Source organism: Tardiphaga sp. GW821-FHT12E02, assembly GCF_058807155.1.
In genome coordinates, this window is record NZ_JBXAQK010000001.1 from 2,731,654 (window position 1) to 2,756,577 (window position 24,924).

Annotated in this window: 21 protein-coding genes; 8 read left to right on the forward strand and 13 right to left on the reverse strand. The window is 61.2% G+C overall.

Features of this window, described 5'->3' with window-relative positions; all coding sequences use genetic code 11:
- Positions 1 to 106: 106 nt before the first annotated feature.
- The 9 genes from AC1RQ5_RS12850 to AC1RQ5_RS12890 all read right to left on the reverse strand — a co-directional run bounded on the left by AC1RQ5_RS12850 (position 107) and on the right by AC1RQ5_RS12890 (position 10,503).
- Complete coding sequence (locus AC1RQ5_RS12850) at positions 107 to 538, reverse strand: CBS domain-containing protein (RefSeq protein WP_493199385.1); 432 nt, start codon at positions 536 to 538, stop codon at positions 107 to 109.
- A 325-nt stretch (positions 539 to 863) separates the two neighbouring features.
- Positions 864 to 2,150, reverse strand: a complete 1,287-nt coding sequence (gene oxlT / locus AC1RQ5_RS12855) for an oxalate/formate MFS antiporter (protein ID WP_493199387.1) — start codon at positions 2,148 to 2,150, stop codon at positions 864 to 866.
- Positions 2,151 to 2,358: 208 nt separating this feature from the next.
- Positions 2,359 to 3,864 carry a tripartite tricarboxylate transporter permease gene (locus tag AC1RQ5_RS12860; protein WP_398478902.1) on the reverse strand — a complete coding sequence of 502 codons (1,506 nt, stop codon included), beginning with the start codon at positions 3,862 to 3,864 and terminating at the stop codon, positions 2,359 to 2,361.
- 149 nt (positions 3,865 to 4,013) lie between these two features.
- Positions 4,014 to 4,511, reverse strand: coding sequence for a tripartite tricarboxylate transporter TctB family protein (locus tag AC1RQ5_RS12865; protein ID WP_493199388.1), 498 nt, complete (start codon positions 4,509 to 4,511; stop codon positions 4,014 to 4,016).
- A 95-nt stretch (positions 4,512 to 4,606) separates the two neighbouring features.
- Positions 4,607 to 5,617 (reverse strand): Bug family tripartite tricarboxylate transporter substrate binding protein, encoded by a 1,011-nt coding sequence (locus AC1RQ5_RS12870; protein ID WP_493199389.1) that lies wholly within the window; start codon positions 5,615 to 5,617, stop codon positions 4,607 to 4,609.
- Between the two features lie 475 nt (positions 5,618 to 6,092).
- Complete coding sequence (locus AC1RQ5_RS12875; protein ID WP_493199391.1) at positions 6,093 to 6,230, reverse strand: hypothetical protein; 138 nt, start codon at positions 6,228 to 6,230, stop codon at positions 6,093 to 6,095.
- Between the two features lie 381 nt (positions 6,231 to 6,611).
- Entirely contained in the window at positions 6,612 to 7,889 is a 1,278-nt protein-coding gene (gene frc, locus AC1RQ5_RS12880; protein ID WP_493199392.1) for a formyl-CoA transferase, read from the reverse strand.
- 80 nt (positions 7,890 to 7,969) lie between these two features.
- The gene (gene oxc, locus AC1RQ5_RS12885) at positions 7,970 to 9,700 is read right to left on the reverse strand and encodes an oxalyl-CoA decarboxylase (RefSeq protein ID WP_493199394.1); all 1,731 of its coding nucleotides are present in this window, start codon (positions 9,698 to 9,700) and stop codon (positions 7,970 to 7,972) included.
- Positions 9,701 to 9,771: 71 nt separating this feature from the next.
- Positions 9,772 to 10,503, reverse strand: coding sequence for a GntR family transcriptional regulator (locus AC1RQ5_RS12890; RefSeq protein WP_493199395.1), 732 nt, complete (start codon positions 10,501 to 10,503; stop codon positions 9,772 to 9,774).
- Positions 10,504 to 10,692: 189 nt separating this feature from the next.
- Between AC1RQ5_RS12890 and AC1RQ5_RS12895 the strand changes: the two genes are divergently transcribed.
- A complete protein-coding gene (locus AC1RQ5_RS12895; RefSeq protein ID WP_493199397.1) occupies positions 10,693 to 12,855 on the forward strand; it encodes an acetate--CoA ligase family protein in 2,163 nt (720 codons plus the stop codon).
- A 180-nt stretch (positions 12,856 to 13,035) separates the two neighbouring features.
- On the opposite strand, the gene pncB is transcribed toward AC1RQ5_RS12895, so the two are convergent.
- The 4 genes from pncB to AC1RQ5_RS12915 all read right to left on the reverse strand — a co-directional run bounded on the left by pncB (position 13,036) and on the right by AC1RQ5_RS12915 (position 17,134).
- Positions 13,036 to 14,337, reverse strand: coding sequence for a nicotinate phosphoribosyltransferase (pncB, locus tag AC1RQ5_RS12900; protein ID WP_398478918.1), 1,302 nt, complete (start codon positions 14,335 to 14,337; stop codon positions 13,036 to 13,038).
- A gap of 247 nt (positions 14,338 to 14,584) precedes the next feature.
- Positions 14,585 to 15,367, reverse strand: coding sequence for an ABC transporter ATP-binding protein (locus tag AC1RQ5_RS12905; RefSeq protein ID WP_493199399.1), 783 nt, complete (start codon positions 15,365 to 15,367; stop codon positions 14,585 to 14,587).
- The gene (locus AC1RQ5_RS12910) at positions 15,364 to 16,164 is read right to left on the reverse strand and encodes an ABC transporter permease (RefSeq protein ID WP_493199401.1); all 801 of its coding nucleotides are present in this window, start codon (positions 16,162 to 16,164) and stop codon (positions 15,364 to 15,366) included. The genes AC1RQ5_RS12905 and AC1RQ5_RS12910 overlap by 4 nt, the downstream gene beginning before the upstream one ends.
- Positions 16,154 to 17,134 (reverse strand): ABC transporter substrate-binding protein, encoded by a 981-nt coding sequence (locus AC1RQ5_RS12915; protein ID WP_493199403.1) that lies wholly within the window; start codon positions 17,132 to 17,134, stop codon positions 16,154 to 16,156. Before AC1RQ5_RS12915 ends, AC1RQ5_RS12910 begins: the two co-directional genes overlap by 11 nt.
- A gap of 201 nt (positions 17,135 to 17,335) precedes the next feature.
- On the opposite strand from AC1RQ5_RS12915, the gene AC1RQ5_RS12920 reads away from it, so the two are divergent.
- The 7 genes from AC1RQ5_RS12920 to AC1RQ5_RS12950 all read left to right on the forward strand — a co-directional run bounded on the left by AC1RQ5_RS12920 (position 17,336) and on the right by AC1RQ5_RS12950 (position 24,894).
- Complete coding sequence (locus AC1RQ5_RS12920; RefSeq protein WP_493199405.1) at positions 17,336 to 18,196, forward strand: alpha/beta fold hydrolase; 861 nt, start codon at positions 17,336 to 17,338, stop codon at positions 18,194 to 18,196.
- A gap of 4 nt (positions 18,197 to 18,200) precedes the next feature.
- Complete coding sequence (locus AC1RQ5_RS12925; protein WP_493199406.1) at positions 18,201 to 18,989, forward strand: enoyl-CoA hydratase-related protein; 789 nt, start codon at positions 18,201 to 18,203, stop codon at positions 18,987 to 18,989.
- Positions 18,990 to 19,038: 49 nt separating this feature from the next.
- Positions 19,039 to 19,848 carry an SDR family NAD(P)-dependent oxidoreductase gene (locus AC1RQ5_RS12930; RefSeq protein ID WP_398478932.1) on the forward strand — a complete coding sequence of 270 codons (810 nt, stop codon included), beginning with the start codon at positions 19,039 to 19,041 and terminating at the stop codon, positions 19,846 to 19,848.
- A gap of 277 nt (positions 19,849 to 20,125) precedes the next feature.
- Complete coding sequence (locus tag AC1RQ5_RS12935) at positions 20,126 to 21,337, forward strand: ABC transporter substrate-binding protein (RefSeq protein ID WP_398478934.1); 1,212 nt, start codon at positions 20,126 to 20,128, stop codon at positions 21,335 to 21,337.
- Between the two features lie 181 nt (positions 21,338 to 21,518).
- Entirely contained in the window at positions 21,519 to 23,405 is a 1,887-nt protein-coding gene (locus AC1RQ5_RS12940; protein WP_398478936.1) for an ABC transporter permease, read from the forward strand.
- Positions 23,402 to 24,169: an ABC transporter ATP-binding protein gene (locus AC1RQ5_RS12945; protein ID WP_493199409.1), complete on the forward strand. Its 768-nt coding sequence runs from the start codon at positions 23,402 to 23,404 to the stop codon at positions 24,167 to 24,169. The genes AC1RQ5_RS12940 and AC1RQ5_RS12945 overlap by 4 nt, the downstream gene beginning before the upstream one ends.
- Entirely contained in the window at positions 24,166 to 24,894 is a 729-nt protein-coding gene (locus AC1RQ5_RS12950; RefSeq protein ID WP_493199411.1) for an ABC transporter ATP-binding protein, read from the forward strand. The genes AC1RQ5_RS12945 and AC1RQ5_RS12950 overlap by 4 nt, the downstream gene beginning before the upstream one ends.
- The last annotated feature ends 30 nt before the right edge of the window (positions 24,895 to 24,924 follow it).

Sequence of the window (24,924 nt, forward strand, 5' to 3'; positions counted from 1 at the left end):
GCGAGGTCGGGGAAAAGCCTGTGGCGTTCCCCTTGACGAAGCGATGAAGCAATCCGGTTTCTGGTTTTCCGGATTGCTCCGCTTCGCTCGCAATGACGAGATAGCGTCAAGCCACCGCGGCATGCAGTTGCGGCGCGTCATCCTGATCGAGCGCGCGGCTGATGTCGCGGATGCTGATCACGCCGACCAGCGTGTAGTCGTCGATCACGGGCACGTGGCGGATGTGATGCCGGTTCATCAGGCGACCCACATGGTCGAGCGTGTCGGTGGATGTGCAGGAAATCAGCTGCTGCACCGAAATCATCTCCGACACTTTGCGATTGACGCCGGCGGCGCCGTGCTCGGCGATGGCGCGCACCACGTCGCGCTCGGAGAACATGCCGACGGCGGTGTTGCCTTCGGTGCGGCACACGTCCTTGACGACGAGCGCGCTGATATTTCCGGTGCGCAGCAGCTGGGCGGCAATGGCGACGGTCTCATTCATCCGGACCGTGGCGATACGGGTGCTCTTACGACGCAGTACGTCTCCGACTTGCATGGCAACCTCCTCGATTTTCCCTTGGCTGATCGGCTTAGGATCGATCTTGCAGGTCCAAGTTTGGTATACGGTATGCCAGTTGTCAACGCGTGATATCAGGACATGCAACCAGAATTTCGAGAAAGGGCAGCAATGCTGCCATTTCTGATGATTTTAGCCCTGCGATTTCGGCATTACGAGATTTCGTAGGGTGTTTTCTGGCATGCCAGTTCACGTTTACGCGCCTCTGTGAGGCCGCCGGCTTGCCGCAAGGATGCCGCAAGAAAAATGCGCTCATCCTTGCGAATGAGCGCATTTCGATGCTGTTGGAAGCGGCTTGTGAAGGTCAGGCCTGTGCCTTGGCCACCACGATCTTGCGCCACGGTTTCAGCACCGCGATGGCAAGAAGCGAGGCAAGGATGTTCGCGCCTGCCGCGATCAGGAACACGCTGTCCCAAGTCCCTGACGACTGCTGCATATAGTTCGCGACCGGCACCAGAAGCGCTGCCGTGCCCTTGGCGGTATAGAGCAGGCCGGCATTGGTGGTTGCGAATTTGGAGCCGAACGTGTCGGTGCAGGTCGACGGGAACAGCGAATAGATCTCACCCCAGGCGAAGAACACGAAGCCCGACAGCAGCACGAACCAGAACGGATCCTGGCCCCACATATACAGTGCCCAGATGCCGAGGCCTTCCATGCCGAAGGCGATGAACATCGTGTTCTCGCGGCCGATCATGTCGGAGATCCAGCCGAAGAAGGGACGTGTCAGGCCGTTCAGCACGCGGTCGATGGTGGCCGCAAAAGTGACGGCCGTCATGGTCATCGCCATCAGCGTCACCGGCACGTTGTCGATCTTCCAGTCCGCTGCGATGGGCTTGAGGTTCGCCGTAACCATCAGGCCACCGGCGCCGACGATGACGAACATGAAATACATCAGCCAGAAGATGGGATGGCGGATGACTTCGGTCGGCGCGTAGTTGCGGCGGGTTTGGATGATGTTCGCATTGGCGACGACCGACGGTACCTGACCGGCTTTCGGCGCGAACAGGAAGAAGGCGAGGATCACGATGATGATGCCCTGGCCGAGACCGAAATACAGGAAGGTGGTCTGGAAGCCGGAATCCTTGATCATCGCCTGGATGGGCGCCACGGTGAGCGCGGAGCCTGCACCGAAGCCGGCAGCCGTGATGCCCGCGGCAAGGCCGCGCTTGTCCGGAAACCATTTCAGCGCATTGCCGACGCAGGTGCCGTAGACGCCGCCGGCGCCGATGCCCGCGATGATCATGCCGAGATAGAACCCGTTCAGCGTCTCCGCCTGCGCATTGATGGCCCAGCCGATGCCGCAGAGAATGCCGCCGACCAGCACCACAAGCTTCGGGCCGTATTTATCGACGAACCATCCTTCCACCGGCACCAGCCAGGTCTCGAACAGCACGAAAAGCGTGAAGGCCCACTGGATCGAGGCGCGGTCCCAGCCGAATTTTTTCTGGATGTCGGGGACGAAGAACGTCCAGCCATATTGGTAGTTGGCGATCATCACCATGGCGCCGACGCCGATGGCCAATTGCGTCCAGCGATAGGCATCGCTGACGCGCGCGGCCGATGGCGCCGCTCCGTGAACTGCATCAGTCATAGTTCCTCCTAATGCGCTGTTCTATTGCGTGTCCGACAGCTGCAACCGGGAGTTTGGTATATGATATGCCAACTCACAAGCAAAATCTTGTCAATTTGTCGCAGCTAGTTTCGCATGACTGAATGCTGTGCTGCGAGACGAATGGACGACAAAAAGCCGGCGGTTGGACCGCCGGCTCTTGTTTTTGAACAGCTATTTTGGAGTGTAGTTAGGCTGTTGCAGTGCGAGCACGCATCCGCGTCAGGCCGTTCGAGATCACCGACCAGAACAAGGCGATCAGGCCGAGGATCATGATCGTGCTCACCAGCGAATTGGAGAAGAAGACACCGAGCGATCCCTGCGAGCCGAGCAGGGATTGTCGGAAGGCTTCTTCGGCCTTGTCGCCGAGCACGATGGCGAGCACCAGCGGCGCGAGCGGATAGTTGCACTTCTTCAGCGCATAGCCGATCACGCCAAACACCAGCATCATCACCACGTCGAAGGTGGAGTTGTGCACGGAATAGGCGCCGATCGCACACAGCACCAGGATCAGCGGCGCGATGATGCTGAAGGGCACGCGCAGGATCGCGGCGAAGATGGGCACGCAGGTCAGCACGATGATCAGGCCGACGAGATTGCCGAGATACATCGAGGCGATCAGGCCCCAGACGAACTCTTTCTGCTCGACGAACAGCATCGGGCCGGGCTGCAGGCCCCAGATCAGAAGGCCACCGAGCAGCACGGCTGCTGTCGGCGAGCCGGGGACACCAAGCGACAGCATCGGCAGCAGCGCCGCGGTGCCGGCGGCATGGGCTGCGGTCTCCGGCGCAATGACGCCTTCGATCTCGCCCTTGCCAAAGTTCTTGCCGTTCTTCGACACGCGCTTGGCGATGCCGTAGCTCATGAAGGACGCCGGCGTCGCGCCTGCCGGTGTCACGCCCATCCAGCAGCCGATGATGCAGGAGCGCAGCGACGTCATCCAGTATTGCGGCAGGCTCATCCAGGTGCGGAGCACGACACGAAGATCGATCTTCGCCTTGCCGCCGCGGAAGTTGAGGCCTTCTTCCATGGTGAGGAAGATCTCGCCGAGGCCGAACAGGCCGATGACCGCGATCAGGAAGTCGAAGCCGTTCAGCAGTTCGGTGGAGCCGAAGGTGAGGCGGAGCTGCCCGGTGATGGAATCGAGACCGACGGCGGCGAGGGCAAAGCCGATCATCATGGCCGCGATGGTCTTGAATGGCGGCTCCTTACTGAGGCCTACGAAACTGCAGAATGCCAGGAAATAGACCGCGAATTTCTCCGCGGGTCCGAATCGTAAGGCGAAGCCGGCAACCAGCGGCGCCACCAGCGTGATCATGATGACGGCGAACAGCGCGCCGACGAAAGAGGAGGTGAAAGCGGCGGTGAGGGATTCCGCGGCCTTGCCCTGCTGGGCCATCGGATAGCCGTCGAAGGTGGTCGCGACCGACCATGGCTCTCCGGGGATGTTGAACAGGATCGAGGTGATCGCACCTCCGAACAATGCGCCCCAATAGATGCAGGACAGCATGATGATCGCCGAGGTCGGCGGCATGCTGAAGGTGAGGGGCAACAGGATCGCGACGCCATTGGCACCGCCGAGTCCCGGCAGCACCCCGATGATCACGCCGAGCACGATGCCGAGCACCATCACCGCAATGTTGAAGGGCTGCAGCGCGACCGCAAAGCCGTGGAATAGATTGACGAGTTCTTCCATGTCGAAAAGTCCTTGAAGACAACTGACAGATACGGGTGTCCAGTTCGTCATTGCGAGGAGCACTTGCGACGAAGCAATCCAGCGTCACGCGAAGAAAGAACTGGATTGCTTCGTCGCTTCGTTCCTCGCAATGACGGAGGAGATGTTCGTTACAGACCAAGCCATTCTTCGATCGGCCCCTTCGGGAGCGGAACGAGGAACCAGCGTTCGAAAATGAGATAGGTGACCACGGGCATGCCCAGGGAAATCGCGGCGATGATCGGCCAGTTGTATTTGCCGAGCCAGCGCATGAACCAGGCGATGAAGATCATCGACGCGAGATAGAGGCCGATGAAGGGAAGCGCGGCCACATAGATCCCCGTGGGGATGATGACGCTGAACACCTGGCGGAGCTGCCCCCATTCGGCGAAGAGCGGGCCGTCTTCCTCGCGCAACGTATTCCATAGATTGATCAGGCTGGAGATGATGATGAACAGGCCGATATAGAACGGGAAGAAGCCGGCCTTCGGGCCCTCGGCGCCCCAATTGATGCCGGCTTTGATGCTGCCATAGACGACGAGGGCGCCGAACAGGCCGATGACGGTGGTGACGCCGGCCTCGACCGCTTTATGAGTCGGACCTGTGGTGTGGGATGATTGCGTGGTCATGAGACGTCCATTTCGAACTTGCGGATCGGGCTGGGAGCCGCCGGCTCAGTGACGTGAGCCGGCGCGACGTGCGCGTCTTCGGTTCAGTCGCGTGGCTAGTTGCTCGCGAGGAAACCGGCTTCCTTCATCAGCGTCTCGTGACGCTTCTCTTCGGTGCCGACCCAGCCGGCATAGTCGCCGCCGGTCATGAAGGTGGTGTTGAAGGCACCGCTCTTCATGAGGTCCTGCCATTCAGGCGTGGCGCGCACCTTCTTGAACAGCTCGACATAATATTCGATCTGATCCTTGGTGGCCTTGGGTGACATGAAGATGCCGCGCAGCATCACATATTCGATGTCGAGGCCCTGGGATTTACAGGTCGGAATATCCTTCCAGGCCTTGCCGTCGGCGACCGGCTCGTCATAGGCCATCGGCTTGCTATCAAAGACGCAAAGCGGGCGCACCTTGCCGCCGCGCCACTGCGCGACCGCTTCGATAGGATTGTTGACGGTGGAGTCGACATGCTGTCCGACGAGCTGCACCGCGACTTCGCCGCCGCCCTTGTAGGGGATGTAGGTGAACTTGCTGCCGATCGCCTTTTCCATGGCGACGGTGATGATCTGGTCTTCCTGCTTGGAGCCGGTGCCACCCATCTTCATCGATCCCGGAGGGGCAGCCTTCACGGCCTCGATATATTCCTTGACGGTCTTGTAGGGTTTGTCTGCATTCACCCACAGCACGAACTCGTCGAGCGCCAGCATCGCGACCGGGGTCATATCCTTCCAGTTGAAGGGGATGCCGGTGGCGAGCGGTGTGGTGAACAGGTTCGACAGCGTGATGATGATCTTGTGCGGATTGTTATTGGCGGTCTTCACATCGAGAAAACCTTCGCCGCCGGCGCCGCCCGACTTGTTGATGACCACGAGGGGCTGCTTCATCAGGCTGTGCTTAGTGATGATGCCCTGAATGGTGCGCGCCATCTGGTCGGCGCCGCCGCCGGTGCCGGCCGGGACGATGAATTCGACAGGCCGCACCGGCTCCCAGGCGCCGGATGCGGGGAGGCTGGTCCCCAAAGCAAGAATGGACGCCGCGGCGGCCAGCGCGAGACATGAAGCAGAACGTTTCATTGTTTCTCTCCCATTCGTTTTGATGCGTCGGTCGTTCGCCGACTTGTCATCGTTCGTGCGTGGTCAATCGTCCTTCGAGTTTCCAACTGGCAGGCCAACATGCTCTTGCGCGCGCCACATGCGCGCGTCAGAGTGTTGAGCCGGAATGGCTCGCCTGTAGCTTGGGTGGGTGGGTTTGGATCGCTGTGTCATAGCGCATACGGCATCGCGCCCCTGCGGGCAGCTCGGCCTTTGTCCTCCCCCGGTATGCTTTCTATTCAAAGCTGAAGCATTACCGTTGACGCAGTTTGGTATGCGATATGCCAGACGGCAAGCGATTAGAGCCGTTTCAAGGTGCGCAGGCCAATATGTCGCAGGGAGCGGGAAGTCTCGCTGCGATGCAACCTTGAAGGCAAAAAAGAGGCCCCGGAAATCCGGGGCCAGTTCGGGAGGAACGCAGAGAACAGTGCGGGCCAAAGCCCGCAAAGCTTGAATTTCAGAGGCCGACGCGCGGCTGGTCGCCATTGCGGATCGCGATGCGGGCGCTGGCCATCAAGGCGCGATCGATCGACGCGAGGAGGCGGCCGAACAGGCTCGAATTGGCGGTCACGCCGAGCGAAGCAGTCTTGGACATCGGTATTCCCTTCCAGATGGCGCGAGGCGCCGTGTTCTGATCTGGAGCTAATTTACGTATACCAGATGCCACCGACCAGTTGTTTGTTTGCATGGCAGCAAGAAATTTTTGCAACGCAAAATTGAACGATTGGATTTTCTTATTGAAGTTCCGCGTTGTTGTGCTGCGAAAGACCCTGGCAAGCCATCATGGTTCGAGACGCACGCAAGCGCGCTCCTCACCATGGGGGTGGAGTTTCTTGGAAAGTGGCCTCAATCTTTTCTGTCCTCATCCTGAGGAGCGGTCGCCTTCGACCGCGTCTCGAAGGATGGCGACGACACGCTGAACGCAAAAAGGCCGCCCATTTGGGCGGCCTTTCGTATGTCTAGATGTTGGTGCCGCTTACTCAGCAGCGACCTTGCGCGGCGGATCCAGCGCGCCCGAGTCGTGGATTTCGGCGACCTGGTGATCGCTGAAGCCGAGCACCTGCTTGAGGATCTCGTCGGTATGCTCGCCGAGCAGCGGCGACCGCTCGACCTTGGTCGGCGAGTCCGACAGCTTGATCGGATTGCCCACCGACAGATACTCGCCGCGCTCGGGGTGATCGACCTTGACCATGGTGCCGGTGGCGTAGAGCGACTCGTCCGCGGCGATTTCCTTCATGGACAGGATCGGACCGCAGGGGATGTCGTCCTGGTTGAGGATTTCCATCGCCTCGAATTTGGTCTTGGTCATCGTCCACTGTTCGATGCGCGCAAAAATCTCGTTCAGGCGCGACAGGCGGACCGCCGGCTTGTTGTAGTTCGGATCGGTCTTCCAGCCGGGCTCGCCGATGACGTCGCAGATCTTCTCCCACACCGGCGCCTGGGTGATGAAATAGATATAGGCGTTGCCGTCGGTCTCCCAGCCCTTGCACTTCAGGATGCGGCCCGGCTGACCACCACCGGAGTCGTTGCCGGCACGCGGCACGGCGTCGCCGAACGGAATGCCTTCGCCGAACTGGCTGTATTCCTTGAGCGGGCCATGGGCGAGGCGCTGCTGGTCGCGCAGTTTGACGCGGGAAAGGTTCAACACGCCGTCCTGCATGGCGGCGGTGACCTTCTGGCCCTTGCCGGTCTGGGTGCGCTGATACAGCGCCGTGACGATGCCCAATGCCAGATGCAGGCCGGTGCCGCTGTCGCCGATCTGCGCGCCGGTGACCAGCGGCAGGCCATCGCGGAAGCCGGTGGTGGATGCGGCGCCGCCGGTGCACTGCGCGACGTTCTCATAGACCTTGCAGTCCTCGAAAGGACCGGGACCAAAGCCCTTGATCGAGGCAACGATCATCTTCGGGTTGATCGCCTGGATCTTCTCGAACGAGAAGCCCATGCGGTCGAGCACGCCGGGGCCGAAGTTTTCGACGAGGACGTCGCACTCTTTCATCAGCGCGGTGAGGACTTCCTTGCCCTTCGGGTTCTTGGTGTCGAGGGTGATCGAGCGCTTGTTGTGGTTCAGCATGGTGAAATACAGGCTGTCCACATTCGGGATGTCCTGCAGCTGGCCGCGGGTGATGTCGCCGACGCCGGGGCGCTCGACCTTGATCACGTCGGCGCCGAACCAGGCGAGAAGCTGCGTGCAGGTCGGGCCCGATTGCACATGGGTGAAGTCGAGAATGCGAACGCCTTTGAGCGCCTGTGTCATTGCTATGCTCCCGTACTATTTTTTGCCGGCTCGGCACTTGGAGAAAATGAGCGGGGTCTCACGACCCCGCATGTTCAGAATTACTTCTTCTTGCTGAGAACGCTCTGCGGATTGAGATTGCCGATGCGTCCGCTCTCGCTGCCGGCGGCCGGATCGATCACCGCATTGATGAGCGTCGGCTTGCCGGAATCCATCGCCTCGTTGACGGCGCGCTTGAGCTCGTCGGGCGAGGTGGCGTTCACGCCGACGCCGCCGAAGGCTTCCATCATCTTGTCATAGCGTGAGCCCTTGACGAAGACGGTGGGCGCGACATCGCTGCCGCCCGACGGGTTGACGTCGGTGCCGCGATAGATGCCGTCATTGTTGAAGACGACGATGCAGACCGGCAGATTGTAGCGGCAGATGGTCTCGACCTCCATGCCGCTGAAGCCGAAGGCGCTGTCGCCTTCGATGGCCAGCACCGGCTTGCCGGTCTCGACGGCGGCGGCGATGCAATAGCCCATGCCGATGCCCATGATGCCCCAGGTGCCGACATCGATGCGCTTGCGCGGCTTGTACATGTCGACAATGCCGCGGGCGAGATCAAGCGTGTTGGCGCCTTCATTCACCAGCATCGCATCGGGACGTTCGGCAATGATGGTGCGGAGAACACCCAGCGCGCCGTGATAGTCCATCGGCGAGTTGTTGTTGCGCAGCTTCGGCGCCATCTTGGCGATGTTGTCGTCGCGCTTGGTGGTGACGGCTGACATCCAGTCGCTGGATGCCTTCGTCCAGCTCTTGCCCATGCCATCGAGCAGGGCGGTCACGCAGGAGCCGATATCGCCGACCACGGGGGCGACGATCTCGACGTTGGAATCCATTTCCTTCGGCTCGATATCGATCTGGATGAATTTCTTCGGTGCGTCGCCCCAGGCCTTGCCCTTGCCATGCGACAGCAGCCAGTTCAGGCGGGCGCCGATCAGCAGGACGACGTCCGAATCTTTCAGAACCGTGGAGCGTGCAGCGCCGGCGCATTGCGGATGGGTGTCGGGCAGGAGGCCCTTGGCCATGCTCATGGGCAGGAACGGAATGCCCGAGGTCTCGACCAGCGCCTTCACGGCGTCGTCAGCCTGCGCGTAGGCGGCGCCCTTGCCGAGAATGATCAGCGGCTTCTTGGCCGACTTCAGCACATCGAGCGCGCGATTGATGGAGTCCGGAGCCGGGAGCTGCGCCGGGGCCGCGTCGATCACCTTGACCAGCGATTTCTTGCCGGCCTCGGCATTCATCACCTGGCCGAACAGTTTTGCGGGCAGATCGAGATAGACGCCGCCAGGACGGCCCGACACGGCCGCGCGGATGGCGCGGGCGAGGCCGATGCCGATGTCCTGCGCATGCAGCACGCGGAACGCGGCCTTGCACAGTGGCTTGGCGATCGCGAGTTGATCCATTTCTTCATAGTCGCCCTGCTGCAGGTCGACAATCTCGCGCTCGGACGAGCCGGAAATCAGGATCATCGGGAAGCAGTTGGTGGTGGCATGGGCGAGGGCCGTGAGGCCGTTGAGGAAGCCCGGCGCCGAGACGGTGAGACACACGCCCGGCTTCTTGGTGAGATAGCCTGCGATGGACGCCGCATAGCCCGCGGCCTGCTCGTGGCGGAAGGAGAGAACGCGAATGCCTTCAGCCTGCGCCATGCGGCCGAAATCGGTGATCGGAATGCCGGGGACGCCGTAGATCGTGTTCAACCCGTTCAGCTTGAGGGCATCGATGATCAGATGGAAGCCATCTGTCAGATCCTGTTCGGCTGAGGTGTCGATGCTGTGAACTGCGGACATTCCGCTCTCCCTGACGTTTCTGGACGCGTATGGTTGTTGGACTTAGTCGTGCGATGGTCCGCGCGACGGCGTTAGGTGAACAGCTCCTGGCCATGCGCCTCGACATAGGAGGCCAGGCCAAGCGTGTGATTGCGGGCAAGCTTTTCGGCCAGTTCGGTGTCGCGCTCCTCGAGGGCCTCGATGATGGCGAGATGCTCGGGCAGGGAGGTCGCGGTGCGATCGACCCGGCCGATGGTGAGCTGGCGATAGCCGCGCACATGCAGCAGGATGTCGTTGGTCATGTCGATCAGGACGGGGCTTTCGCTGAGCGCGAGAACGGCCTGATGGAACGCGATATTCGCCTTCGAATATTCCTCGACGTGATCCTGCGGCAGGCGGTCCTTGCCAAAATCCTTGAAGAAGTCGCGCAGCGCCGAGATGTCCTTCTTGCGCGCGGTCGTGGTGATCAGCCGTGCCGCCATGCTTTCCAGCGCCGCCCAGGCGCGGATCATGTCGACGATCTCGGTCTTGGTCTTGCGCACCACCACGATGCCGCGGCGTGGCACGGTCTTCACAAAGCCGTCCTGTTCCAGCATCGCGATGGCTTCGCGGATCGGTGTGCGGCTGACGCCAAGGCGTTCGGAGAGGGCGCGCTCGTCGAGCATCACCGGATCCGGCGTCGTGTAGATGTCCATCTTGAGAATGGCTTCTTTCAAGGCTTCATAGGCCTTGGTCTTGAAGCTGGTCTCGGGTGCGATCCGAACGATCGCAAGGTCGGCCTCAGACATAATGGACGGCGCCTTGGTTGGTTTTCGCGTGGGCATGAATCATCTCCGGTCGGAGATGTCGTACCACAGAAACAACGTCCAGAATTTTTGGCATGCCAGATGCCAGCATGTCAAGCTGACCGCGATTTCAGCAATTTTGCGCTGCACCGCGCCTTGACTTTCGATTTTCTGGCATACCAAATGCCATCAATTCGTCCGCGTCAAGAAACGCAATGGGAGAAGGCCATGTCTCAATCGAATCTCGCCATCAAAGAAGCACCCGCCTCGGCGAAAGACGCCGTGCGAAAAGTGCTCGACGCCGTCAAGGCGGACAAGCGCACCAGCCTGACGGCGCCGGAAGGCAAGCTCGTCTGCGACGCCTATGGCATTCCTGTGCCGGGCGAGGGCGTTGCGACCTCCGCGGCCGAGGCGGCGAAGCTGGCCAGCGGCATGGGCTTCCCGGTGGTGATGAAGATCGTTTCGCCGGACATTCTCCACAAGACAGAAGCCGGTGGCGTCATCGTCGGCGTCAAGACCGCCGAAGATGCGCAGAAGGCTTACGACACGATCCTGGCCAATGCCAAGAAGTACAAGGCCGATGCCAAGATAGAAGGTGTCCAGGTTCAGCAGATGCTGATGGGCGGCACCGAAGTGATCATCGGTTCGATCACCGACGGCTCGTTCGGCAAGCTCGTGGCCTTCGGCCTCGGTGGCGTACTCGTGGAAGTGCTCAAGGACGTCACCTTCCGTCTTGCGCCCGCCACCAATGATGACGCGCTGTCGATGCTCGACGGCATCCAGGCCGCCGAGATGCTGCACGGCGTGCGCGGTGGTGATCCCGCCAATCGCGAGGCGCTGGCCGATATCATCGTCAAGGTGTCGCAGCTCGTCTCGGATTTCCCGGAAATGGTCGAGCTCGATCTCAATCCGGTGTTCGCCACCAAGAAGGATGCGATTGCCGCCGACGTCCGCATCGTCGTCGATTTCGATTACAAGCCGCGTCCGGCGCCACGTGCGAAGGAAGAGATCGTTGCGGCGATGAACCGCATCATGATGCCGAAAGCCGTCGCCGTGATCGGTGCCTCTGCCGAAGACGGCAAGATCGGCAATTCGGTGATGAAGAATCTCATCAACGGTGGCTACAAGGGCGAGATCTATCCGATCCATCCGAAGGCCGACGAGATCATGGGCCGCAAGGCCTATAAGAGCGTCAAGGATGTGCCGGGTGTGATCGACACCGCGGTGTTCGCGATCCCCGCGAAATTCGTGGCCGGCGCGCTGACCGAATGCGGTGAGAAGAAGATCCCCGGTGCGGTGCTGATCCCATCGGGATTTGCCGAAGCCAACGAGCCTGCCTTGCAGGAAGAGATCGTCGAGATCGGCAAGAAATACGATGTCCGCCTGATGGGCCCGAACATCTATGGCTTCTATTACACGCCAGCCAATCTCTGCGCGACCTTCTGTACCGCTTACGATGTGAAGGGCTCGGCGGCACTGTCGTCGCAGTCCGGCGGCATCGGCATGGCGATCATCGGCTTCTCGCGCTCGGCCAAGATGGGCGTCTCGGCGATCGTCGGCCTCGGCAACAAGTCGGATATCGACGAGGACGATCTGCTCGCCTTCTTCGAACAGGATCCGAACACCAACATCATCGCGCAGCATTGCGAGGATCTGAAGGACGGCCGCGCCTTTGCGGAAGCCGCCAAGCGCGTCTCCAAGAAGAAGCCTGTCGTCGTGCTGAAGGCAGGCCGCACCTCGGCCGGCGCCAAGGCCGCCTCGTCGCATACCGGCGCGCTGGCCGGCAACGACAAGATCTATGAGGACGTGCTGAAGCAGTCGGGTGTCATCCGCGCCCGCTCACTGCGCCAGCTGCTCGAATTCGCCCGCGGCATTCCCGTGCTGCCGACGCCCAAGGGCGAGAACGTGCTGATCATCACCGGCGCCGGTGGTTCGGGCGTGCTGCTGTCGGACGCGGTGGTCGACAACGGCCTGTCGCTGATGTCGATGCCGCCGGATCTCGACGCGGCCTTCCGCAAGTTCATCCCGCCCTTCGGTGCCGCCGGCAATCCCGTCGATATCACCGGTGGCGAGCCGCCGATCACTTATGTCAACACGGTGAAGCTCGGTCTCGAGGATGAGCGTATCCATTCGCTGATCCTTGGCTACTGGCACACGATCGTGACGCCGCCGATGGTGTTTGCGAAGAACATGGTCGAGATTAAGAATGCGATGAAGGCCAAGGGCATCGACAAGCCGATCGTGGCGTCGCTGGCGGGCGATATCGAGGTCGAGGAGGCCGCGGAATATCTCTACCAGAACGGCATTCCGGCCTATGCCTATTCGACGGAGCTTCCGGTGGAAGTGCTGGGTGCGAAGTACAAGTGGGCGCGCGGGGCGGGGCTGCTGTAAGGCTCGATTTGTAGCAATAAAAAAGAAACGCCGCTCGGGAAACCGGGCGGCGTTTTTGTTTCGACTGCAACTCAGTCTGTCATCACCCGCGAAGGCGGGTGATCCAGTACACACCGCCGCTATTGAGTTTACTGGATCGCCCGGTCAGGCCGGGCGATGACAGCGGAGAAGGGGAGGGAGCTACACAATCACCTTCTGCTCAGCCACGCCCTCGCGGCCAAAGATGCGCAGGTAGCGATCGATCTCTTCCTGGCTGCCGCCGGTCGTCTTCGCCGGATTATCCGATAGCTTCACCGCGGGCCGTCCATTGGCCGCGGTGATCTTGCACACCAGGCTGATCGGATCGAGCGTATCCAGCCCGCGCGGATGTGCGCCGCGGAAATCGTTGGTGGCCATGGTGCCCCAGCCAAAGCTCTCGCGGATACGGCCGCGGAAGCGCTGATGCAGGTCGATCATCAGGTCGACCTCGAGCCCGTCCGAGAACATCGCGCGCTTCTTGCGCGGATCCTCGCCGCGCATGGCGTACCAGGCGATGACTTCCTCGCCGGCAGCAACAGGCTCCTTGCTGTCCATGCGCATGCCCGTCCATTTCGACGCCCAGGCTGGGGCATCGCGCAGGAACTGGGTCATCCCAAAGGTGTCGGGCAGGATGATCAGCAATTCGCCATCATAGACTTCCTGCCATTTCGCCAGGACGTCATATTGGGCAGTCTTCAGCGCCTCGTCGCTGTCGGCGAGGCAGCCGAACACCATGGGCAGTTCGTGCGAATTGGTGCCGATGGCCTCGAACGAATGCTTGAAGGCGAGCAGGGCGTTCGAGGTGCCGACAAAGCTGCGACCGAGCTCGTTGGCCATCGCATCCGTCACCCATTCCTGCCACAGAAAACCGTGGCGGCGGCGGGTGCCGAACTCGGCGAGCCGCATGTCCGGATAGGATTTTAGCTTTTTGATCTTGTTCCAGATCTTGGTCTTGGTCTGGGCGTAGAGAATGTCGAGCTCGAACTTGTCCAGCGACGCCATGGCGATGCGCGAGCGCAGCTCGCTGACAATGGCGAGCGCATAGATCTCCCACATGGTCACCGCAGCCCAATCGCCCTCGAAAGTGAGGACATACTGGCCGTCCACGATTTCGAGGTGATAGTCCGGCAGGCGGAACGTGCGGAGATATTCGATATATTCCGGGCGAAAAATGTCGCGGCGGCCGTAGAAGCGGTTGCCGGCGAGCCAGATCAACTCGTTCTCGCGGAAGGTGAGGGTGCGGGCGTGATCAAGCTGCGCGCGCAGAACGGCCTCAGGAATGATCTCCGCGAGGCGCACGCTCTTGGTGCGGTTGATCAGGCTGAAGGTGACGGGCACCTTCGGAAAGAGCATCCAGACGAACTGGTGCATCAGGAATTTATAGAAATCCGTGTCCAGCAGCGACCGGATGATCGGATCGAGCCGATAATTGTGGTTATGGACCCGGGTGGCGAAATCCATCATGGCAACGCCACTCCCCAAAACATGCCTGTCACGGCATTTATCCTTGCGCGGCCTGGCCGCAGCTTCGACGCAGATGACGTAAATTTGCGTATCTGCGGGTCGAAAGGATGTCAACGGAATGGCTGAATCCGGAATCCGCAAGCAGTGGTTGCGGATGAGGATGTAGGATGGGTTGAGCGGAGCGAAAACCCATCAACACCACGCGCAGGACTTGGTGGGTTTTCGCTCCGCTCAACCCACCCTACGATCAGCGTTTCAATCGCTCGTCCGGGGCATTGCCCTGCAATGTGCTCTGGATCGCGGAACGCAGCAGGACGTGGTCGCTGCGGTCCCAGTCCTTCATCCGGATATCCGCCAGCAGCGCCGCCGACTTGCCGAACACCACGATACGGTCGCCGACCGACATAGCTTCCTCGAGCTGATGCGTGATCAGGATCGCCGTGGAGCGGAATTCGCGGGCGAGATCGACGAAGGTTTGGCGCAGGTCATTGGCCGTCACCTCATCGAGCGCACTGAAGGATTCATCGGCCAGCAGGATTTCCGGCTGGACTGCGAAAGCGCGGGCGATGGCCACGCGCTGCCGCATGCCACCCGAGAGTTCGCGCGGATAGGCATTGGCAAAGTTCTCTAGGCCCAGCCGCTTGAGCCAGAACATCGCGCGCTCCTGCTGCACGTCATCGGCAATGCCGATCAGTTCGAGCGGAAGCTTGACGTTGTCGAGCGCCGAGCGCCACGGAAACAGCCGGTCCTGCTGGAAGATCGTCGCGATCTTGCCGCGAAAGTCGTTGAAGTCGTCATAGGGCGTCTTGCTGCCGATGGTGATGCTGCCGGCGGTGGGATGCTCCAGGCCAATCAGCAGATCGAACAAGGTCGACTTGCCGCAACCGGTCTTGCCGACAATGGCAACGAGTTCACCGGGCGCGATGTGGAGCGTGAGCTGATCGATGGCGACGATGGATTCGCCCGTCGTCGTCTGCCGAAACACCTTTCGCAGTCCTGCGATTTCGATAGGGGCGGATGCGCCGGTCATGCGCGCCACCTCAGCACACGGGTTTCGAGCTGCACGATCAGGGCTTCGAGCAGGAACAGCAGGACGACGAGCACAAACGTCCAGGCGAACACATCGGCCACGGAGAACAGTTCCTGCGCCACCGACAGGCGATGCCCGATCCCGGTCACCGCGCCGACCAGCTCGGCGATGGTGACGACGCGGATGGCGAGGCTGAGTGTGATCTTCCAGCTGGTGAGGATGCCCGGCGTGATCGCCGGCAGCATCAGCTTGGTGAAGAACTGGAATGGGGTGGGGCGGAAGGAGCGGATCATCTGTTTCAGGTCGCGCGAGACCTCGCGCATATTGTCGAGGGCATCCACGGTGAAGACCGGCGCGCAGACGACGACCAGCACGAAGACGATGCGGAATTCGACGCCCTTGAACCAGAGCACGGCGAACAGGATCCAGGACACGACGGGCACCGCCATCAGGATGCGCACCATCGGCCGGAGATAGCGCTCGACGCTGTCGGACAGATACATCAGCATGGCAACGAAGATGCCGATGATGAAGGAGACAAACAGCGCCAGCAGCACGCGGCCCAGCGTCACGGCGACATCGATCGGCGTGATCTTCATGAGGCTTTCGGCGATCCGGCCAAGGCCGGGGATCGCGAAAGCGGGAATGCCGAGCGACGGCGCCAGATAGGACATGATCTGCCAGACCGCCGCGAACAGCACGATCGAGATGATCGTCTCGCGCGGCAGGCTTGGCATCATCGGTGGGCGACGCGGCTCTTCGAACGGCGTTGCGGTGCGTGCCTCGTCAGGGGGCATAGATGATCGCGTCGTCAGGCAGTTTTGGATGGAAGCCTGCGGCGACCGCGCGCTCGAACGTATCCCAAATGCTCTTCTTCTCCGCTGCGTCCCATGCCGGCCGCGCGTCGAAGACCCAACGCTTGGCGTGGACCGCCTCCTTCAAGATGCCTGGCGGAAGTTTTACGGTCTCGACGGCGATCTTGTCGGCGCCATCGGGATCGGTCTGCAGATATTTGGTGACGTCCGCGAGCGCTGCGACGAATTGCTTCGGCGCATTGGCGTTCTTCTTGATGGTGTCCTCGCGCATGGCATAGACGAGCTCCCAGCCCGTCACGCCGGCCATCTCCTTCCACGCGTCATTGGCGTTGAAGATGATCTTCAGGCTTGGATCTTCCTTCATCATCATCGTGGCAATCGGTTCGATGATCATCGCCGCATCGACGCGCGCCGCTGCCAGCTGTGCGCGGGCAACGGCGAAATTCGCGCTGACCAGGGTCATGTCCTTACTGAGGTCGATGCCTTTGGATTTCGCGTAGATCGACAAGATCTGGAATTGTCCGCTGCCCATGTCGGCGGCGAGCTGCTTGCCCTTGAGGTCGGCGATCGACTTGATGGCGGGATCCTTGGCGATGATCACAAGGTCCGCCAGCGTCGCGCCGGTGGCGACGATGCGCAGCGGGACGCCTTCGAGCCGAAGTTTCTGGAAATAGGTGGGGCCGCCGATCAGCGTGTCGATTTCGCCGGTGGCGAGGCCTGCATAGTAAGCGGAGAAGGATGGATAGGTCTGCACCTCGGCTTCAAATCCATGCTTGGTATCGAATTTCTGCGCCTTCATGATGTTGACGATGATCGGCGCAAAGACCGGAAGCGTCAGGCTGCCGACGCGGATTTTTGGAAGTGCCTGCGCCGATGAAATTCTGATCGATGTCGTGCCTAGCAGTGTAGCAGCGGTGCTCAAGGTAAAGGCGCGTCGCGAAAGTCCGGTCATGAACATCTCCCCGAAAACGTGGTGGCAAACGTTGTTGGCGCGTAGCTTTTCGATCTCGTCATGCGGCAGTGCGGCATTCATTTGTAAGCAAACGATATGCCAAAATTACATTCACTAAATCCTCTTGCTCAGTTGGAATAACGCTACTAGCATTTTGTATGTGCGCAAATGAAATCTGCTCTTAGCTTGCAGGAGGCGAACATGCCGCACCTCACGACGCCGGACGGGACGAAGCTCTATTATGAGGAGGTCGGCACCGGGAGTCCTGTGATTTTCGTGCACGAATATGCGGGCGATTACCGCACCTGGGAGCCGCAGCTGCGTTACTTCGCACGCTCCTATCGCTGCGTGACCTATAGTCAGCGCGGCTATCCGCCATCAGATGTGCCGACGGATCCAACAAAATACGGACAGGATATCGCGCGTAACGATGTGATCGCGCTGATGGACGGCCTTGGCATCGAGAAGGCGCATATTGTCGGCCATTCGATGGGTGCATCAACGGCGCTCCACGTCGGTATTAATTATCCCGATCGTTGCCTGTCGGTAACGGCCGCGAGCTGCGGCTATGGTTCAAGCCCCGATCCGGCCTTTGTCGAGCAGGGTCGGGCGGCCTCGCGCGAAACCGCAAAGATGTTCGAGACGGTGGATTGGCCAGAGGCAGCAGCGCGTTACGCCGACGGTGCAACGCGGCAGACCCATAAGAACAAGGACCCGCGCGGTTTTGCGGAATTCGCAAAGATGCTAGCGGATCATTCGCCGGTCGGCCACGCGCTCACCATGCGCGAGTTGCAGGCCAAGCGCCCGATGCTGTGGGAGATGAAGCCGCAGCTGGAGAAATTCACGCCGCCGCTGCTGATCATCGTCGGTGACGAAGACGACTGGTGCCTCGATCCCAGCATCTTCGTGAAGCGGACGGTGCCGACAGCGGGCCTGCTTGTGCTGCCGCGTGCCGGTCACACCATCACAAGCGAGGAGCCAGCCGCCTTTAACGCCGCGCTTGCTGAACTCTTCCCGGCGGCCGAGTCCGGTCGCTGGATGTCGCACCGGCCGGCGGTCTGATCCGATGGCAGCGCCCGGCGATATCACCATCGATATTGCAGACGGCATCGCGGCGCTGCGGCTTGCCAATCCGGCGCGCCGCAATGCGATCTCCACGGTCATGTGGCACAAGATCGGCGCCTTCGCCCAGGAGGCCGCGACGCGCAAGGATGTCCGCGTTGTCATCATCCGCGGCGAGGGTGAGGAGATGTTCTCGGCGGGCGCCGATATCTCCGATTTCGCGACGGCGCGATCAGGGGAAGGCAATGCGCGCGCTTATGACGATCTCGTCGAAAACACCTGCTTGGCCATCGAGGCAATCCCGCAGCCGACCATCGGTGTGATCTTCGGTGGCTGCATGGGTGCCGGCTCGTCGGTTGCCGCAAGCTGCGACATGCGGATCGCTGCGTCGGATGCGTTCTTCGCTGTCCCGGCCGCGAAACTTGGCCTCGGTTATGATCCGCGAGGGATCACAAGATTTATTCGCGTCTTTGGTGCAGGTGCGACGCGTCAGGTGCTGTTCACTGCGGATCGGTTGCCGGCATCGCGGGCCTATGAGCTCGGCGCCGTGCACATCCTGGCCGCGAAGGACGAGGTGTCGGCGCTCGCCGCAGGACTCGCGCAAAAGATTGCCGTTAACGCGCCGCTGACGATCAAGGCCGCCAAGGCCGCGATCCGTGCGTTGACCACCAGCAATGCCGATCTCATGGCTGAGGCCTGGCGCTTCTACGCCGATGCCGATGCCAGCGCCGACTACGTCGAAGGCCGGCTGGCCTTCGCCGAGAAGCGGCTCCCGCGTTTTACCGGGAGCTGACACCACCGACCGCTCGATTTCCTCTCTTCCAACCCAGAAGGACGATCTCATGGACCTCCAACTCAAAGGCAAATGCGCTCTCATCACCGGTGGCAGCGAGGGTATCGGCAAGGGCATCGCCATGACGCTGGCGAAAGAGGGCGTCAATGTCGCCATCTGCGCCCGGCGCATCGAGCCGCTGGAAAAGACCGCCGAGGAAATCCGAAGCGCGACCGGCGTGACGGTCGTCGCGATCGCTGCCGATCTGACCAAGGATGCGGATGCCAAGAATTTCGTCGAGACCGCCCACAAAAAACTCGGCGCCATCGACCTGATGATCAACAATGCCGGCTCGGCGCCGGGCGGCGTCATCGAGACGCTGACCGAGGCCGATTGGGAGCAGGCACTGCAGCTCAAATTCATGGGTTATGTGCGCTGCCTGCGCTACGCGCTGCCGATCATGGTCAAGCAGGGCGGCGGTCGCGTGGTCAATCTGATCGGCAATGACGGCGTCAAGCCATCCTATTGGGAAATCGCGCCGGGTGCGGCCAATGCCGCTGGACAGAACATGACCCTGTCGCTCGCCGGACAATATGGCCGCCACAACATCTCGTTCTGCGCCGTGAATCCCGGCCCGGTGCGCACCGAGCGTTGGGCGGGACTGGTCAATGCGATGTCGCGCGACATGAAGATTTCCTATGAGGAGGCCGACAAGCTGGCGCCGGCCTCGATCCCGCTCGGCCGTATCGCCGAGGTCGAGGAGGTCGCCAATCTCGTGGTGATGCTGGCGTCGCCGCTGGTGCAGATGGCCAATGGCACCATGATCGAGATCGACGGCGGCCAGGACAAGGCGCTGATGGATCGCTTCCGCGACCGCTAGTCGCGGCACACACGCGGCGACGTTGATTTCGCCGCCGCGTGCTGCTTTGTCTACGCCTTCGAGTCACGCGCCGCATGCTGCGCGTGATCAAAACTTCAGCGACATGCACGGCATGTTGCTGTAAGTGCAGCCTTGACAAGAAAATGGGTGCGCCGGACTATTTGCGTACAAACTAATTCGCGCGTCAGTCGACGACACCTCCAACACCTGATCTTCACAGACTTCATCTGTCGCAATCGCTGATCACACATATGTGGATCATAACGGGAGTTCGATCATGATTACGGCTCGTACACTCGGTTCTCTCGCCATTGCCGGCGCCATGGCGCTCGCATGCGGTCGGACTGCCTCGGCGCAGGACACGATCAAGATCGGCGAACTCAACAGCTACAAGACGCAGACCGCTTTCCTTGACCCTTACAAGAAGGGATGGGAGCTCGCGATCGAAGAGATCAATGCGAAGGGCGGCGTGCTTGGCAAGAAGCTGGAAGTCATTTCGCGCGATGACGGTTCTTCGCCCGGCGATGCGGTGCGTGTCGCCGAGGAACTGGTGACGCGCGAAGGGGTCAACATTCTCGCCGGTACCTTCCTGTCGAATACCGGTCTCGCGGTGACGGAATTCGCCGGCAAGAAGAAAGTGTTCTTCCTCGCCGCCGAGCCGCTGACCGACAAGATCACCTGGCAGAACGGCAACCGCTACACGTTCCGCCTGCGCGCCACGACCTATATGCAGGTCGCCATGCTGGTGCCCGAGGCGCTGGCGGCGAAGAAGAAGCGCTGGGCGCTGGTCTATCCGAATTATGAATACGGCCAAGCCGCAGCCGCGACCTTCAAGGAGATGATGAAGGCCAAGCAGCCCGATATCGAATTCGTCAGCGAGCAGGCGCCCCCGCTCGGCAAGGTCGATGCCGGTGCGGTCGTGCAGGCGATCGACGACGCCAAGCCCGATGCGATCTTCAACGTGTTGTTCGGTGCAGACTTTTCCAAGCTGGTGCGCGAAGGTGGCACGCGCGGCGTGTTCAAGGATCGCACGGTCGTGAGCGTGCTGTCCGGCGAGCCTGAATATCTCGATCCGGTGAAGGAGGAAGCGCCGGTCGGCTGGATCGTCACTGGCTATCCCTGGGACAAGATCAAGATCCCTGAGCACGCGACATTCCTGGCCGCCTATCAGAAGAAGTACAACGATTATCCGCGCCTGGGATCGATCGTCGGCTATGCCACCATGAAGTCGCTCGCAGCAGGTATCGCCAAGGCTGGCTCGACGGACACTGAAAAGCTCATCACGGCCTTCCGCGGTCTCGCTGTCGATGGACCGTTCGGTCCGTTCACCTATCGTGCCAGTGATCATCAGGCGACGGCCGGCGCCTTTGTCGGCAAGATCGCGCTGGAGAACGGCAAGGGGACCATGAGCGACATCAAATATGTCGATGGTGCCAGCGTCCTGCCGAGCGACGACGAAGTGAAGAAGCTTCGTCCGGCTGCTGAGTAGGGATCAGCGCAATGGTCAGCTCCCTCGTCGTCCCCGGCCAGCACGCCGAAGGCGTGCGCGGAGCGGGGACCCATAACCTCCGAAGGTGTGGTCTGTGCGAGACTGGAGCAACTCGCGCTATGCCGCTGCGGGCTAACGTGTGTATGGGGGCCCGCCTGCGCGGGGACGACGGCGAATTGCAATGAATCTGAACGCGTTCGTTTTCCAGGCGATCAACGGTCTGTCGGCGGCATCGGGCTTGTTCCTGGTCGCCGTCGGCCTGTCGCTGATTTTTGGTGTCACCCGGATCGTCAATATCGCCCACGGCTCCCTCTATATGCTGGGGACCTATATCGCCTACAGCCTCGCCACCAAGATCGGCGGTGCGCTCGGCTTCTGGGGCGGAATCGTGCTGACCGCTATTCTGGTCGGCATTCTCGGTGCCATCATCGAAGTCCTGCTGCTCCGGCGCATCTATCGCGCGCCCGAGCTGTTCCAGTTGCTCGCGACATTTGCGTTGGTGCTTGTCTTCAATGACGCAGCGCTATGGCTCTGGGGGCCGGAAGATCTGCTCGGCCCGCGCGCGCCGGGGCTGAAGGGATCGATCGAAATCTTGGGGCGACGGCTACCCACTTACGATATCTTCCTGATCGTCGTCGGCCCTGTTGTCCTCTTGCTGCTTCACATGGCCCTGTCGAAGACGCGCTTTGGCCGCTTGATGCGGGCGGCGACGCAGGATCGCGAAATGGTCGGCGCGCTCGGCGTCAATCAGGCGATGTTGTTCACCGGCGTGTTCGCGCTCGGCGCGATGCTCGCCGGCCTCGGTGGCGCGCTGCAGATCGCCCGCGAGCCAGCGACATTGACGACTGACATGAATGTCATCGGCGACGCCTTTGTGGTGGTGGTGGTCGGCGGCATGGGCTCGATCACCGGCGCCTATGTGGCCGCCGTGTTGATCGCCGAAGTGAAGGCGCTGTGCATCGCGCTCGGCATTGTCGATTTTGGCCTGTTCACCGTCAACTTCTCCAAGATGACGCTGGTTGCCGAATTCCTGGTGATGGCCATCGTGCTGATCGCGCGACCTTACGGCTTGCTCGGTCGCGAGCAGGGCGTCGTGCGCAGCGTCGCCGAGCCTGAGGAGCCGATGCGCCCGGCGACGACCGCGGTGAAGATCGGCGGCCTCATTGCGCTGGTCGTGCTGATCTGCATGCCGCTGATCGCCAAGAGCTCGCCTTATACGTTGGTGCTCGGCATCGACGTGTTGATCGCGGTTCTGTTTGCCACCAGCCTGCATTTCATCATGGGGCCGGGCGGCATGCATTCATTCGGCCATGCTGCCTATTTCGGTCTCGGTGCCTATGGTGCGGCTTTGCTGGTAAAGTGGTTCGCGGCGCCTATGGGGCTCGCTTTGTTGTCGGCACCGTTGGTGGCACTTGTCGGTGCGCTGCTGTTCGGCTGGTTTGCCGTGCGCCTGTCTGGCGTCTATCTCGCAATGCTGACGCTGGCTTTTGCGCAGATCGTGTGGGCGGCCGTGTTCCAGTGGGAAACGCTCACCGGCGGCTCCAATGGCGTGCTTGGCGTGTGGCCATCGGCGCCATTCGAGAGCCGTCCGATGTTCTATTATCTCACGCTGGCGCTCGCGGTTATCGGCGTGTTCCTGATCCGGCGTTTTCTGTTCTCGCCGTTCGGCTATGCCATGCGGGCAGGGCGTGACTCGCCATTGCGCGCCGAGGCGATCGGGCTCGACGTCAAACGCATCCATTGGCTGGCCTTTGCCATCGCCGGCTGTATCTGCGGCGTTGCCGGTGGACTGTTCGCCTTTGCCAAGGGATCGATCTCGCCAGAGACGATTGCCGTCAGCCGGTCCATTGACGGCTTGGTGATGGTGCTGCTCGGTGGGCTGCAGACATTGACTGGCCCGATCGTCGGCGCCTCGGTCTTTGCCGTGCTTCAGGACAGCGTCATGCGCTCGACCGAATACTGGCGCGCGCTGCTCGGCGGCGTCATTCTTCTGCTTGTGCTGGCATTCCCGGCCGGTATCGTTGGTGGCCTCTCCAAGCTGTTTACGCGTCGGAGGTCTGCGCCATGAGCGATCTCAGCATTCGGCAGCTGTCAAAATCCTTCGGCGGCGTGCGCGCCGTCAACGATGTGTCCTTCGAGATCAAGCGTGGAGAATTCCTCGCGCTGATCGGGCCAAACGGTGCCGGCAAATCCACCTGCTTCAACATGATCAATGGCCAGTTGCCACCGGATTCTGGTGAGATCTGGTTCGAGGGCAACCAACTCAACGGCCGCAAGCCGCGCGACATCTGGCGGCTCGGCATCGGCCGCACATTCCAGGTGGCGGCGACGTTCAACTCCATGACTGTCATCGAAAACGTGCAGATGGCGTTGCTCTCGCATACGAACAAGATCTATCGGCTGTGGCGGCCGGCCGGCGCGCTGCATCGTGAGCGGGCGCTGGAACTGCTGGCCCAGGTCGGCATGCAGGATGCCGCCGATCGCCCGAGCCGCGAACTCGCCTATGGCGACGTCAAACGCGTCGAACTCGCTATTGCGCTCGCCAATGATCCGCGCCTGCTGCTGATGGACGAGCCCACCGCCGGCATGGCCCCGAAGGAGCGCAACGATCTGATTGCGCTGGTGAAGCGGCTGGTGATCGAGCGCGGCATCTCGGTGCTGTTCACCGAACATTCCATGGACGTCGTCTTCGCCTTTGCCGATCGCATCATCGTGCTGGCGCGCGGCAAACTGATTGCCGACGGCGATGCCAGATCGATCCGCGACAATCCGCAGGTGCAGGAAGTCTATTTCGGCACCGGCAAGACCTTCAAGACGGAGGCGCGGGCATGAGCACGCCGATGCTGACAGTCGAGAACCTCCGCGCCTCCTATGGCGCCGCGCAGATCCTCTACGACCTCGGTTTCGAGGTCGGCCGCGGCGAAGTCGTAGCCTTGATGGGCCGCAACGGCGCCGGCAAGACCACCACCATGAAAGCTGTCATGGGCCTGATGGCGCAATCCGCCGGCAAGATCGGGTTCGACGGGCACGACATCTCTGGCCGGCAGCCCTATGAGATCGCGCGACTGGGCCTCGGCTTCGTCCCCGAAGATCGCCGCATCTTTTCGGATCTCACGGTTCTGGAAAATCTCGACATCGGCCGCCAGCCGCCGCGCAAATTCAGCGATGGCGTGGATGCGCCCCTATGGACCGAGCAAAAGCTGCTCGCATTGTTTCCGAATCTCGGCGAGATGCCGAACCGGCCGGGCGGGCGCATGAGCGGCGGCGAGCAGCAGATGCTCACCGTGGCGCGGACGCTGATGGGCAATCCGCTGCTGATCCTGCTTGACGAGCCATCGGAAGGTGTGGCGCCCGTGATCGTCGAGATGATGGCCAACACCATTCTCGAACTGAAAAAGGCCGGCGTTTCGATCCTGCTCTCGGAGCAGAACGTCCATTTCGCCGAACTGGTGTCGGATCGCGCCTATGTGCTCGAAAAAGGTCAAATTCGATGGAATGGGACCATGGTGGAGCTGGCGGAGAACGTTGATATCCAACGCGCTTACTTGACCGTCTAGCGATCAAAACTTGGTCTGTTCCTGCTGACG